The sequence below is a fragment of the Nocardia sp. FDAARGOS_372 genome (genome assembly GCF_002554515.1).
In the GTDB taxonomy this organism is placed as follows: domain Bacteria; phylum Actinomycetota; class Actinomycetes; order Mycobacteriales; family Mycobacteriaceae; genus Nocardia; species Nocardia farcinica.
Genome location: NZ_PDDW01000001.1, coordinates 4,371,239 through 4,383,910 on the forward strand (window position 1 = coordinate 4,371,239; position 12,672 = coordinate 4,383,910).

At 70.7% G+C, this 12,672-nt stretch carries 15 protein-coding genes and 1 riboswitch; of the genes, 8 read left to right on the forward strand and 7 right to left on the reverse strand.

Annotation, left to right across the window (positions count from 1 at the left end):
- The first annotated feature begins 32 nt into the window (after positions 1 to 32).
- On the forward strand, positions 33 to 890 hold the full coding sequence (locus CRM89_RS20640; protein WP_060594086.1) for a sterol desaturase family protein: 858 nt from the start codon (positions 33 to 35) through the stop codon (positions 888 to 890).
- Positions 890 to 1,237 carry a DUF3703 domain-containing protein gene (locus tag CRM89_RS20645; RefSeq protein WP_060594085.1) on the forward strand — a complete coding sequence of 116 codons (348 nt, stop codon included), beginning with the start codon at positions 890 to 892 and terminating at the stop codon, positions 1,235 to 1,237. The genes CRM89_RS20640 and CRM89_RS20645 overlap by 1 nt, the downstream gene beginning before the upstream one ends.
- Before the next feature lie 5 nt (positions 1,238 to 1,242).
- Here the strand turns inward: CRM89_RS20645 and CRM89_RS20650 are convergent, their stop codons facing one another.
- The 3 genes from CRM89_RS20650 to CRM89_RS20660 all read right to left on the reverse strand — a co-directional run bounded on the left by CRM89_RS20650 (position 1,243) and on the right by CRM89_RS20660 (position 3,493).
- On the reverse strand, positions 1,243 to 2,457 hold the full coding sequence (locus tag CRM89_RS20650) for an O-succinylhomoserine sulfhydrylase (RefSeq protein ID WP_086841359.1): 1,215 nt from the start codon (positions 2,455 to 2,457) through the stop codon (positions 1,243 to 1,245).
- Positions 2,454 to 2,870 (reverse strand): rhodanese-like domain-containing protein, encoded by a 417-nt coding sequence (locus CRM89_RS20655; RefSeq protein ID WP_011211894.1) that lies wholly within the window; start codon positions 2,868 to 2,870, stop codon positions 2,454 to 2,456. The genes CRM89_RS20650 and CRM89_RS20655 overlap by 4 nt, the downstream gene beginning before the upstream one ends.
- Before the next feature lie 14 nt (positions 2,871 to 2,884).
- Positions 2,885 to 2,997, reverse strand: a riboswitch (SAM riboswitch).
- A 46-nt stretch (positions 2,998 to 3,043) separates the two neighbouring features.
- The gene (locus CRM89_RS20660; RefSeq protein ID WP_041561446.1) at positions 3,044 to 3,493 is read right to left on the reverse strand and encodes a hypothetical protein; all 450 of its coding nucleotides are present in this window, start codon (positions 3,491 to 3,493) and stop codon (positions 3,044 to 3,046) included.
- A 355-nt stretch (positions 3,494 to 3,848) separates the two neighbouring features.
- Here CRM89_RS20660 and CRM89_RS20665 point away from each other — a divergent pair, with 355 nt between their 5' ends.
- Together CRM89_RS20665 and CRM89_RS20670 are read left to right on the forward strand one after the other, a co-directional pair.
- Complete coding sequence (locus CRM89_RS20665) at positions 3,849 to 5,252, forward strand: FAD-dependent oxidoreductase (RefSeq protein WP_060594082.1); 1,404 nt, start codon at positions 3,849 to 3,851, stop codon at positions 5,250 to 5,252.
- Between the two features lie 111 nt (positions 5,253 to 5,363).
- Positions 5,364 to 6,224: an amidohydrolase gene (locus tag CRM89_RS20670; protein ID WP_060594081.1), complete on the forward strand. Its 861-nt coding sequence runs from the start codon at positions 5,364 to 5,366 to the stop codon at positions 6,222 to 6,224.
- A gap of 36 nt (positions 6,225 to 6,260) precedes the next feature.
- Here the strand turns inward: CRM89_RS20670 and CRM89_RS20675 are convergent, their stop codons facing one another.
- A complete protein-coding gene (locus CRM89_RS20675; RefSeq protein ID WP_060594080.1) occupies positions 6,261 to 6,743 on the reverse strand; it encodes a DUF456 domain-containing protein in 483 nt (160 codons plus the stop codon).
- A gap of 191 nt (positions 6,744 to 6,934) precedes the next feature.
- Here CRM89_RS20675 and CRM89_RS20680 point away from each other — a divergent pair, with 191 nt between their 5' ends.
- On the forward strand, positions 6,935 to 8,035 hold the full coding sequence (locus tag CRM89_RS20680; protein WP_060594079.1) for a CaiB/BaiF CoA-transferase family protein: 1,101 nt from the start codon (positions 6,935 to 6,937) through the stop codon (positions 8,033 to 8,035).
- Between the two features lie 61 nt (positions 8,036 to 8,096).
- Here the strand turns inward: CRM89_RS20680 and CRM89_RS20685 are convergent, their stop codons facing one another.
- A complete protein-coding gene (locus CRM89_RS20685; RefSeq protein ID WP_098085688.1) occupies positions 8,097 to 9,596 on the reverse strand; it encodes a PLP-dependent aminotransferase family protein in 1,500 nt (499 codons plus the stop codon).
- Between the two features lie 62 nt (positions 9,597 to 9,658).
- Between CRM89_RS20685 and CRM89_RS20690 the strand changes: the two genes are divergently transcribed.
- From CRM89_RS20690 to CRM89_RS20700, 3 genes are all read left to right on the forward strand, one after another.
- Complete coding sequence (locus CRM89_RS20690) at positions 9,659 to 9,871, forward strand: hypothetical protein (protein ID WP_011211901.1); 213 nt, start codon at positions 9,659 to 9,661, stop codon at positions 9,869 to 9,871.
- Between the two features lie 136 nt (positions 9,872 to 10,007).
- On the forward strand, positions 10,008 to 10,553 hold the full coding sequence (locus tag CRM89_RS20695) for a methylated-DNA--[protein]-cysteine S-methyltransferase (protein ID WP_011211902.1): 546 nt from the start codon (positions 10,008 to 10,010) through the stop codon (positions 10,551 to 10,553).
- 87 nt (positions 10,554 to 10,640) lie between these two features.
- Positions 10,641 to 11,468 carry an alpha/beta hydrolase gene (locus CRM89_RS20700; RefSeq protein ID WP_098085691.1) on the forward strand — a complete coding sequence of 276 codons (828 nt, stop codon included), beginning with the start codon at positions 10,641 to 10,643 and terminating at the stop codon, positions 11,466 to 11,468.
- 2 nt (positions 11,469 to 11,470) lie between these two features.
- Here CRM89_RS20700 and CRM89_RS20705 read toward each other — a convergent pair whose 3' ends face one another.
- Together CRM89_RS20705 and CRM89_RS20710 are read right to left on the reverse strand one after the other, a co-directional pair.
- The gene (locus CRM89_RS20705; RefSeq protein WP_098085693.1) at positions 11,471 to 12,289 is read right to left on the reverse strand and encodes a MerR family transcriptional regulator; all 819 of its coding nucleotides are present in this window, start codon (positions 12,287 to 12,289) and stop codon (positions 11,471 to 11,473) included.
- A gap of 45 nt (positions 12,290 to 12,334) precedes the next feature.
- The gene (locus CRM89_RS20710) at positions 12,335 to 12,607 is read right to left on the reverse strand and encodes a hypothetical protein (protein ID WP_011211905.1); all 273 of its coding nucleotides are present in this window, start codon (positions 12,605 to 12,607) and stop codon (positions 12,335 to 12,337) included.
- Positions 12,608 to 12,672: the final 65 nt, after the last annotated feature.

Here is a 12,672-nt window from a genome sequence, read left to right on the forward strand (position 1 = left end):
CGACGGCCGGGCACGGCGGCGACGCTGAACCCATGTCCATTGTGGTTCGCCCCCTTGTCCGATACGGCTACGTGCCGGTGATGCTGGTAGGCATCAACGGCGCGGGCATCGCCCTGGCCGCCGCTGGCGCCGCCAAGCTGTGGCTGGTGGCGCTGCTCGCCGCGGCCGTCGCGTTGTCGTTCGCCGCCGAACGTGTGCTGCCCTACCGGCCGGCCTGGAACCGCTCGCACGGCGACGCGGGCCGCGACACCGTCCACACCGTCGTCAACGAGACGCTGGTCCTCGGCTCGGTCGCCGCCATCCCCGCCCTCGCCGCGCTGCTACCGGGTACCGGAATATGGCCGCACAGCTGGCCTTTCGTCATCCAGGTGCTGGTGGCGATCCTGATCGCCGATCTGGGCATCACGCTCGCCCACTACGCCAGCCACCACATCGGGGTGCTGTGGCGATTCCACGCCGTGCACCACAGCGTCACCCGCTGCTACGGCCTCAACGGCCTGATGAAACACCCACTGCACCAGACGGTCGAGATGATCGCCGGGGTCACGCCCCTGCTGCTCGCCGGTATCCCGGTGCCGGTCGCCGCCGCGCTGGCACTGGCCGTGGCCGTGCAACTGCTGCTGCAGCACTCCAACGCCGACTACCGGGTCGGGCCGCTCAAACACGTGCTGGCGCTGAACGAGGGCCACCGCTTCCACCACCTCAAATGGGCGGGGGTGGGCGATGTCAACTTCGGCCTGTTCACCCTGATCTGGGACCACCTGCTCGGCACCTACAGCTACGACCCGCGACGGCGGTTCACCAGCGACGACCTCGGCATGGCCGCGAAACCCGACTATCCGGTGGGCTACCTGGCCCAACTGGCCGAACCGTTCCGGAAAGGACACTGATGCCCGCCCTCTCCCCCGCCGCCCGCGCCCGCTACCGCGCCGAGATGGCGGCCGCGAAGACCACCGCCGACCCGGCCCTGCGCTGGACGCACCTCGAACGCGCGCACATCCTGTCCCAGCCCGACCCGTGGCTGCACACCGGCAACCACGTCGCGATGTTCGCCCTGGCGGTACGGCAGCGCGACCGCCGCGAGGCCGTCGGCCAGCTCGTCCGCGTCCTCGTCGCCGCGCCCGGCTCGCTGACCGGGCGCTATCCGGAAGGCAACACCGGGCGCGCGAATGTCGGTCTGCGCCGGCCGATGCCGATCCCGGCCGACCTCGCGGAACTGCTGCGGCCGGCCGGATGAGCCGGTCAGCTCAGCGCGTGCTCGAGATCGCCGAGCAGGTCGTCGACGTCCTCCAGCCCCACCGAGATGCGCACCACCCCGTCGGTCAGGCCGATACCGGCCCGGCCCTCGGGACCCATCGCGCGATGGGTGGTGGTGGCGGGGTGGGTGATGAGGGTCTTGGCATCTCCGAGGTTGTTGGAGATGTCGATGATCCGCAGCCGGTCGAGCACCTCGAACGCGCGCTTCTTGGCCTCGCCCTCGGCCGCCTTCAGCTCGAAGGTGACCACGGTGCCGCCACCGGACATCTGAGCCCGGGCCAGGTCGTACTGCGGATGTGATTCGAGGAACGGGTATTTCACCCAGCTCACCGCCGGGTTCGACTCGAGGAAGCGGGCGATCCGCAGCGCCGACTCGGTGGAGTGCCGCACGCGCAGCGGCATCGTCTCGAGGCCCTTGAGCAGCGTCCAGGCGTTGAACGGGCTCAGCGCCGGGCCGGTGTGGCGCATCAGGGTCTTCACCGGGCCGTCGATGTACTCGCGGTCGCCGAGGATCGCACCGCCGAGCACCCGGCCCTGGCCGTCGATGTGCTTGGTGCCGGAGTAGACGACCACGTCGGCGCCGAGATCGAAGCCCTTCTGCAGCAGCGGTGTGGCGAACACGTTGTCCAGCACCACTTTCGCGCCCGCGGCGTGCGCGAGCTCGGTGACCCGGCGCACGTCGACCAGGGTCTGCATCGGGTTGGCCGGCGTCTCGAAGAACACCGCGGCGGTGGGCACCGACAGTGCCCGCTCCCACTGGTCGAGGTCCTCGCCGTCGACGAACACCGTCTCCACGCCCCAGCGCGGCAGGATCTCGTTGCAGACCACGAAACACGACCCGAACAGGCTGCGGGCCGCGACCAGCCGGTCGCCCGCGCCGAGCAGCGCGCCGAGCGCGGTGAACACCGCCGACATACCGCTGGCGGTCGCGAACGCGGCCTCCGCGCCGTCCATCAGGCGGATGCGTTCCTCGAACATCGCCACGGTCGGGTTGCCGTACCGGGAGTAGACGAAGTGCTCCACCTCGCCGGTGAACGCGGCCTCGGCGGCCTCGGCGCTCTCGTAGACGAAACCGGAGGTCAGGTAGAGCGCCTCGGCGGTCTCCTCGAAGCCGGACCGGCGCAGCCCGCCGCGCACTCCGAGGGTCGCGGGACCGACGCCCTCGGGCAGCGGCTTGTCGAACGCGCCGCCGGTGATCACGACTGCCTCCAGGGCAGCCCCTCGGCCCGCCAACCGGTGCCGCCGCGGTGCCCGTTGGCATCCAGCGAACCCTCGAAGCCCTCGATCACGTTGTAGGACGGGGTGATTCCCAGCTCGGTCGCGACGTCGGCGGCGTGCGCCGAACGCTGCCCCGACCGACACAGGAACACCACGGGCGCCTCCGGCGCGCGGTCGGCCAGTGCCTTGCCGAGCTGCTCGGCGAAGCGCGGGTTCGGCGAGCCGGTGCCGTCCACCCACTCGATCAGCAGGGTGGGCCGGTCGATGGAGCTGGTGTCGGGCACGCCGACGAAGCGCCACTCGGCTTCGGTACGCACGTCGACGAGGACGGCCGCGGGGTTCTCACGCAGCAGTTCCCAGGCCTGGCGGGGGGTGATGTCCCCGGCGTAACTCATTCGAACCTCCTGTGAATCCGCACTTGCCGCACCGTCTTCGGTACGGCCAGGTCGTCACCCGGAGCACCCCGCCGCGGAGGAGGGTTGCCGACCAGCGAGCCGGGGCTTGGCGCTGGTGCTCATGACCTTCGGTCACTGAGATTGCCTGGACCGAAGTCACCGTGTCAACCGGATCAGGCGGTGCAGACCACCCACGTGCCGTCGGCACGGACCAGGTTCCAGGTCGCGGTCTGTTCGGCCCCGTCGACCCGCACCGTGACGGTGGCCTTGGCCCGATTGCCGTTGACGCTCTGATCGGTGACCGACGCCAGTTCGATTGTCTTGCCGGTGCCTTCCTGCGCGGCCAGCGGTGAGCGCGCCGGGTCGAAATCCGCGCAGGCGGCACCGGGCGGCGGCACCTCGTCGGTGGCGTTGGTGCCCTCGACGAAGTTCTGCACGGCGGCGGTGATCCGGTCGGCTTCTGTGACATTTTTCTCAGCGGGGGAGAGCAGGCCGCCGAGCACGATGGCCACCAGCACGATCACCGCGATCACCGCGGCCGCGATGAACGGGGTCATCGAGCGGTGATCGGTCTGATCGACGGGGATCGGTTCGTCCTGCCCGGCGGGCTGCTTGTCGGCCATGACCTCGATGATCCCCGGTGCGCCGTGGTGCGCGGGCGGCGGCCCCCGACCGCGACGCAGCACACATCCGGCGCCGCGCACGCGCGGGTACCGTGGACGGCGGCGGCAGGCGCGCAGCGCGCGGATCCGGGTCCGCCGCGGCACCGCCCCGGCGGCGGCTGTCGGCCGGACGATAGAATCGCGAATCTGCGGCCCGCTGTCCTGGCAAAAGACAGCGAACGTCGTGACCTGGGACGTGACAGGGGGCCCGATCGGCGTCCGCATCGCCAGGGGCAACCAGATCGGTGCGTCAACTTAGCCTAAGCTAAGAAGGACGCCAGTGAACGTATTCGACCAATAAGGGTGCGCGTAACAGATGACCGAACAGAGTGCAGCGCCGACCAGCGGCGCCCGCCCGCTCCGCATCGCGATCGTCGGCGCGGGGCCGGCCGGAATCTACGCCGCCGACGCGTTGATGAAGTCCGATGCCGACGTGAGCATCGACCTCTACGAGCGCATGCCCGCACCGTTCGGGCTGATCCGCTACGGCGTCGCGCCCGATCATCCGCGCATCAAGGGCATCATCACCGCCCTGCACAAGGTGCTCGACAAGGAGCAGGTGCGCCTGCTCGGCAACATCGACTACGGCACCGACATCACCCTCGATGACCTGCGCCGCTTCTACGACGCGGTGATCTTCTCCACCGGCGCCAACGCCGACCGCGCGCTGAACATCCCCGGCATCGACCTGGACGGCTCCTACGGCGCGGCCGACTTCGTCTCCTGGTACGACGGTCACCCGGACGTGCCCCGCACCTGGCCGCTGGACGCGGAGAAGGTCGCGGTGCTCGGCGTCGGCAACGTCGCGCTGGACGTGGCGCGCGTGCTCGCCAAGACCGGTGACGAACTGCTGCCCACCGAGATCCCCCCGAACGTCTACGCGGGCCTGAAGGCCAACAAGGCCGTCGAGGTGCACGTGTTCGGCCGCCGCGGCCCGGCCCAGGCCAAGTTCACCCCGCTGGAGCTGCGCGAGCTCGACCACTCGCCCACCATCGAGGTGATCGTCGATCCCGAGGACATCGACTACGACGAGGGCTCGGAGGCCGCGCGCCGCCACTCCAAGCAGGTCGACATGGTCGCCAACACCCTCGAGCAGTGGGCGATCCGCGACCAGGGCGACCGTCCGCACAAGCTCTACCTGCACTTCTTCGAGTCCCCGGCGGAGATCCTCGGCGACGAGAACGGCAAGGTCGTCGGCCTGCGCACCGAGCGCACCCAGCTCGACGGCACCGGCAACGTCAAGGGCACCGGCGTGTTCAAGGACTGGGACGTCCAGGCCGTCTACCGCGCTGTCGGCTACCTGTCGCAGAACATCAGCAACCTGCCGTTCGACGACCAGGCAGGCACCGTGCCGAACGAGGCCGGTCGCGTGCTGATCGACGAGAACGCCGACGGCCCGGCGCGCTACATGCCCGCCACCTACGTCACCGGCTGGATCAAGCGCGGCCCGGTCGGCCTGATCGGCCACACCAAGGGCGACGCCAACGAGACCATCGCCTGCCTGCTCGACGACGCCCCCTCGTTCACCCCGGCGGAGAACCCGGACCCGGACGCGGTCATCGAGTTCCTGGAGAGCAAGGGCCTGCCGTTCACGACCTGGGCGGGCTGGTACCGCCTGGACGCGCACGAGCGCTCGCTCGGCGAGCCGGAGGGCCGCGAGCGCGTCAAGGTCGTCGAGCGCGAGGACATGCTGCGCGCCAGCGAGCCGCACAAGGTCTGAGCGGCCGGAGGCGGTAGCGCGGCGTCACCACGCGGGCTGTGGCAGCAGCGCCGGTGTCACCACGCGGGCGGCAGGTGCGACAGCCCGGCGATCTCGAGGCATTCTGTACACGTGTTCGATGCCCATGTCCACATCATCGATCCGCGGTTCCCGCTGACCGAGAACGAGGGCTACCTGCCGGAGCCCTACACCATCGCCGACTATCGGAAACGTATGGCGCGCTTCGACGTCCAGGGCGGCGCGGTGGTGAGCGCGTCGTTCCAGGGCACCGACCAGACGTATCTGAAGGCGGCGCTGGCCGAACTCGGTGCGGGCTGGGTCGGGGTGACGCGGCTGGACCTGGACGCGGGTGACGAGGAGATCATCGAACTCGACCGGGTGGGCGTGCGGGCACTGCGCTTCAACCTCAAGCGGGCCGCCGCCGACATCACCCGCATGACCGTGCAGGCGCTGCGCGCGCACGAGCTGGTGGGCTGGCATGTCGAGGTCTACATGGACGGCCAGATGCTGGCGTCGTTGCAGCCGGTGATCTCCAAGCTGCCCGCCCTGTCGGTGGACCATCTCGGCATGTCCGAGGAGGGTCTGCCGTTCCTGCTCGACCTCGTCGACCGGGGCGCGCGGGTCAAGGCGACCGGATTCGGCCGGGTGTCGATGAACGTGGCCGACACGTTGCGCCGCATCCACGCGGTGAACCCGCAGGCGTTGATGTTCGGCACCGATCTGCCCGGCACCCGGGCGGGACGCCCGTTCCGCGACTCCGACGTGGACCTGCTGTGCGATGTGGTGGGCACCGATATGCACGCCGTGCTGGAGGACAACGCGCGGGCGTTCTACCGGTTGCCCGCCCGCGAGCGTCCCGAGTTCACCGATCCCGACCCGACCCTGCCGTTACCGCAGGACCCGACCCTGCCGCTGCGGCGCCCCGCGCCGCTGGAGCCCGCCGACACCATCCCGTTCCGCGCGATCGACTGACCGTCCCGGCCTGCCGACGGCCGCGCCTGACCGCGCTCAGGCCAGGATCGCGCCGATCACCCAGACGCCGGTGGCCAGCAGGGCGCCCAGCAGTTCGATCACGATCGACAGGCCCACGCCCTCGAGCGCGTGCGTGGTCGCGGTCCAGGCCTGCTTGGTGTCGGAGAAGCGCTGCAGCTCGCTGAGGTAGACGCCGAGCACGAATCCGACGAACAAGCCGACCACCGGGATCACGAAGAACCCCACGATCCCGAGCACCGCGCCGAGGAACAGCGCCCGGTTGGCCACCCCCGCGTCCTTCATCTTCCGGCCTGGCCAGGCGTATTTGACGACGCCGGAGATCACCAGCAGCACCGTCGCGATCGCGAACACCGTCCAGGCGGTCGCCCCGCCGGTCATGATCGCCCACACCAGGATCGCCCCGAAGACGAGGATCACGCCCGGCAGTATCGGCACCACGATGCCGACGAGCCCGACCAGGATCACCAGCCCGACGACGACCTCACCCCACACGCTCACGCCCGCATCCTCTCCTCCGCCGATCGCCGCCGCACGGATTCTCGCCCATCCGTCCCCCGGCCGCACCCGGGGCTGCCCTGGATGACCCCCGGCTTGTTGTCATACTGTCAATACACCCGCCGGAACCGTGGGTATCGGACGGGAGGCACCGGCAGCCGGTGACCTGGATCAACGACGAACCGAGGTAGGGCGTGAGCACAGAATCCACCGCCACCAAGCAGGGCCCGCTCGCGGGCATCCGAGTTGTCGAGCTGGCCGGTATCGGCCCCGGTCCGCACGCCGCGCTGCTGCTGGCCGATCTGGGCGCCGACGTGGTGCGTGTCCAGCGACCGAACCTGTTCCCCGGCGTGATGGAGCGCCCGCAGTGGCGTGGCCGCACCATCGTCGAGGCCAACCTCAAGGACCCCGCCGACATCGAGAAGGTCCTCGGCCTGATCGACAAGGCCGACGTGCTGATCGAGGGCTTCCGCCCGGGCGTCACCGAGCGGATGGGCCTCGGCCCGGAGGAGACGCTGGCCCGCAACCCGCGCCTGGTCTACGGCCGGATGACCGGCTGGGGCCAGTACGGACCGCTGGCCGACCGCGCCGGGCACGACATCAACTACATCTCGCTGACCGGTGTGTTGAACGCGATCGGCCGCAAGGGCGAGCGGCCGGTGCCGCCGCTGAACATGGTCGGCGACTTCGGCGGCGGTTCGATGTTCCTGGTGTTCGGCATCCTGGCCGCGTTGGTGGAGCGGCAGAGCTCGGGCAAGGGCCAGGTCATCGATGCGGCGATGATCGACGGCGCGCTGGCCCTGTCGCACATGATCTGGGGCATGCGCGGCATGGGCCTGTGGTCCGACGAGCGCGGCACCAACCTGCTCGACACCGGCATGGCCTTCTACGACACCTACGAGACCGCCGACGGCAAGTACATGGCGGTGGGCGCGATCGAGCCGCAGTTCTACGCCGAGCTGTTGAAGGGGCTCGAGATCGATCCCGAGGGCCTGCCGATGCAGATCGATCCCAACGGCCAGGACCAGCTGCGCAAGCTGTTCGCCGAGAAGTTCAAGACCAAGACCCGCGACGAGTGGGCGGCGATCTTCGAAGGCACCGACGCCTGCACCACCCCGGTGCTGACGCTGACCGAGGCCACCGAGAACGAGCACATCGCCGCCCGCAACGGCCTGGTCGAGATCGAGGGTGTGGTGCAGCACGCGCCCGCGCCGCGCTTCTCGCGCACGCCGGCCGCCGTGCCGACGCCGCCGCCGACCGAGGCGACGCCGATCGAGAACGTCTGGGCGGACTGACTTCTCGCCCCGAACCCCCCGTGGGGTGCCACGGGGCGTTCGCGTTCGCCGGGCGCGGCCCTCAGCGGATCGACATGTTCAACGGGTTGAGCGGATCGGCCGCCCGCGGGGTGAGCGCGGCGGTGGCGGCCGCGATTCCCTTGACCGCCAACCGCAATTCCGGCTCGCCGTGGGTATAGGGCAACCGCAGGAACCGCTCGAAGGCGCCCTGCACGCCGAACCGCGGCCCGGCGGCCAGCAGCACGCCGTGGTTGGGCGCGGTGGCGGCCAGTGCCGTCGACACCGGCGCGGGCAGCTGCGCCCACACCGACATGCCCCCGGCCCCGGGCTGCACCCGCCAGTCCGGCAGTTCCTCGGCGATCGCGTCGAGCAGGGCCGCGCGTTGGGAGCGCAGCTGCGCGCGGCGGCGCTCCAGAATCGCCTCGGCGTGTTCGAGCAGGTGCACGGTGGCGAGCTGATCCATCACCGGCGTGCCGAGGTCGACGGTGGAGCGGATGCCGAGCAACTTGGTGATGAGGCTCTGGTTGGTGCGGATCCAGCCGACCCGCAGGCCACCCCAGAACGACTTCGAGGCCGAACCGATCGTGATGATCTCCGCGCCCTTGCCGAACGCGGCCACCGGCGGGGGCATGGTGTCGACGTCGAGGCCGAGATCCACCATCGATTCGTCGACCACGACGGTCATCCTGGTGTCACGGGCGATGGCGGCCAGTTCGGCACGGCCCTCGGCGTCGAGCAGCATCCCGGTCGGATTGTTGAAGTCGGGCACCAGGTAGGCCAGGGTGGCCGCGGTCTGCCGGGCGGCGCTGCGCAACCCGTCCAGATCCCAACCGGCCGAAGGGTTCTCCAGCAGGAGCGGCACGGGGATGGGCCGGGCGCCGACATCACGGATCGCCTCGATGGCGTTGGGGTAGGTGGGGTGCTCGATCAGCACCCTGGCCGCCGGCGCGGTGAGCACGTTGAGCAGCAGGCGCAGGCCGTGCTGGGCGCCGAGGGTGACCAGGATCTGGTCGGGATCGGTGGGCAGGCCGCGGGCGGTGTAGCGGCGCGCGAGCGCCTCCCGCAGCGCACGCATGCCCACCGGGTCCATGCCGTGGGTGCCCAGATACGCGGGCAGCGCCTGTAGCGCCGTCGCGTACGCCTCGTGCATCTCCTCGGGCGCGGTCATGGCCGCATAGGTGAGGTCGACGGTGGTGAGCTCGGCCGGGACCATCGTCGCGAGGATGCCGCGGGCGGCACGGCTGCCGTCGTTCGGGACCGCGGGCGGCAGCGCGACGGTGCTGCGCGAACCCTGGCGGCTGATCAGGTAGCCGTGCTCGCGCAGCAGCGCGTAGGTGGAGGTGATGGTGGTGCGGCTGACGCCGAGGGTGGCGGCCAGATCGCGCTCGCTGGGCAGCGCGACGCCGAGCGGGGCGCGGCCGTCGTGGATGAGCAGCCGGATGCCTTCGGCCAGGGCCAGGTAGGCCGGTCTGCTGCGGCGGCCGTGCTCGTCCTCGCCCGCGCTGCGCCAGTTGCCCAGGTCGCGCGCCAGCCCGGCCGCGCCGATCACTCGTGTCGCCATGAAGTCCAGTATTCGCGGATTGGCTATTTGAAAGCAAGGCCAGTCGGCGGAATCTGAAGAACATGACCACGCTGCTGTCCCTCCTCATCGCCGCCGCCGTCTTCGCCTTCGCCTACCGGCTGGTCCGCCGTGAGCCGGTGTCCTCGCTCCTGCTCGAGCAGTTCCGGCCCAGTGACCTGCTCCGGGATTCGGATCCCGGCTACTACGACGACCAGCGGCAATACCGCGACATCGCCGCCGCGCGCAGCGTCGAGGACGAACAAAGGGCCGCCTGAGCCGATCGGCGGCGGCGCCGGCACCGACGCCCCCTGCCGCGCACGGGAGCACCGGACGACAGCCAGTCCAGTCCAGTTCCGAAAAACTGGACTGGACTGGTTTCCGGATGTCGTACCCTCGGTGCACACTGACGGCATGAGTGCGCCCGCGCCGCCCACCCTCGCCGCGCTGTTCGAGACCCCGCTGGGGGTCTGTGCGATCAGCTGGCGCGACGACGCCGTGGTCGGCTTCCGGCTGCCCGAACCCGATCCGGCGGCGCTGCGGGCCGGGTTCGAACGCCGAGGCGTCCGGGAAGACGAGCCGACGGGCGCGATCGCCACGGCCGTCGCGGGCATCCGCGCCCACCTGTCCGGCGAGCTCGACGACCTGCGCTGGATCCCCGTTGACCTCGGTGCAGTGCCGGACTTCCACCGCGCGGTCTACGAGGTCACCCGCGCCATCGACCCCGGCCGCACCCTGACCTACGGGCAGGTGGCCCACCGGGTGGGCCTGCCGGGTGCGGCACAGGCGGTGGGACAGGCCTTGGGCCGCAACCCCGTTCCGCTGATCGTGCCGTGCCACCGGGTGCTCGCCGCCGACCACGCGCTGCACGGCTTCTCCGCACCGGGCGGCATCGGCACCAAGGCGCGCCTGCTCGAGATCGAGCGCACACCCGGATTCGGGGAGCCGACGCTGTTCTGAGGCGGTGACGGCAGCCGGGGCACGGCACCGGATGATGGACACCGGACCGGCTCGGCGACGGGCCCCGAGAGGAAGGCGAGCACAGGCATGCACACGGTGACCTCCGCGGACGGGACCGCGATCGCGTACGAGCAGATCGGCGCCGGGACGGCGGGCACGGTGATCCTCGTCGGCGGAGCGCTCGAGGACCGCCGCTCGCCCAAGCTGACCGATCTGGCCGCGGCGCTGGCCGCCCTCGATCTCACCGTGCTCGTCTACGACCGGCGTGGCCGCGGCGACAGCGGCGACACCCCGGGTGTGTACCAGGCCGGGCACGAAATCGACGACCTGGCGGCGCTGGTCGCGGCGGCGGGCGGCGCGGCGGCGCTGTTCGGGTGGTCGGCGGGTGCGGTGCTGGCCCTGCGGGCGGCCGCCTCCGGCCGGATTCCCGGCCTCGCCCGGGTGGTCGCGTTCGAACCGCCGTTCGTCGTCGACCGCACCGGGCACGTGCCGCCGCAGGACGCGGGCACGCGCCTGGAGCAGCTGCTGGCCGAGGGCAAGACCGGCAAGGCCGCCGCCTACTACCTGCGCAAGGTGATGGGCGTGCCGTGGACGATGGTCACCACCATGCGCCTGACCCCCTACTGGCGCACGATGAAGAACCTGGCGACCTCGACCGCCCACGACTGGGCGGTGATCGGCCCCTATACCCGGGGTGAGGCACTGCGGCCCGCCGACTGGGCCGAACTCACCGTGCCCGTGCTGGTGCTGGCCGGCACCGACAGCGCGGCGAGCGTCAAGACCGCCGCCGCGGCCACCGCCGCCGCGCTGCCGCTGGCCCATCACCGGGAACTGCCACGGCTGGGCCACAACCAGAACGTCGAGCTCATCGCCGCACCCACCGCCGATTTCCTCACCGGCAAGGGCGCGATCTGAGTTCACGCGAGCGCGATCGGCTCCTGGAGCTCGGTCACCCACTTCGCGCTGTCCTCGGAGTACTCGAGGGTGACCTCCCGGCTCGGCCCGATCGTGCGGTAGCCGTTGTCGGCGATCCAGCGGCCCAGCCCCTGCCAGGGTTCGAGCACCTCGTTCATGTCCCCGCGATACACCATCGTGGCCGCCTGTTCCATCGCAGGCAGGTCCACCACCGCGAAGTCGTAGCGCTCGTCGGGCTCGACGTTCACCGGCATCCCGGCGTGCGCCAGCACCGAACCGTCGCCGCGTTCCTCGTAGTAGCAGATCGCCGGTCCCACGATCGCCACCCCGGCGCGCTCGAGCCGCGGACAGAGTTCGTCGAACAGCTTGCCCACCACCGGACCGATGGACGACGGCTCGAAATCGGCCGCGACCTCGCTCAGCTCTGCCACCCGCACCGCGGGCACCGACCTGATCACCACTTCCTCGACGGGCATGACACCCTCCCTTTCGATGATGCGGAGCCTCGTCTCGATCTGGGCGAGCCGCGCGCGGTCCGCGGCGATGCGCTGCTCGAGTTCGGCGCGGCGCAGCATCAGCATGCCGCGCAGTTCCGCGCCGCCGACCCGGGCGTCCAGAATCCGGCCGACCTGGTCCAGGGTGAACCCGAGATCCTTCAGCGCGACGATCCGGTTCAGCCGCGCCAGCTGCCCGATCCCGTAGGACCGGTAGCCGGTGGCCGGGTCGACCCGGTCGGGGCGCAGCAGACCGAGGGCGTCGTAGTGGCGCAACATCCGCACCGACACCCGCCCGTGCCTGGCGAAGTCTCCGATGCTCAACATGACGGCTCCCGGTGTAGGGGCTGACACGGTGTGAGGGTCAAGCGCTCACAGGGGATGCCTGCGGTAGAACTCGCAGGCATCGCCGGTGAGGTAGCCGTCCTTGCACGCGAAGTAGGTCTGGATGCAGCTGTTGGTGGTGCAGCCCAGTTCGGCCAGCCGCTCGACGATCCTGCGGTTGTTCTCCTGCTCGGGGTTCAGGGTGACGCCCGGCGAGGTGGTCACGGCCGCGCTGCCCGGCGTCGGGGTACCGGTTTCGGTACAGCCCGACGCGGCCAGTGCGACGGCCACCGCACCGAGCAGAACCGCCCGTCTCAGCATCGCGACCCCTCCCGAAGAGCACCGCTGGGGTCCGCCCAGCCTAGTGGCGGGCGCGGCCGAGCGGA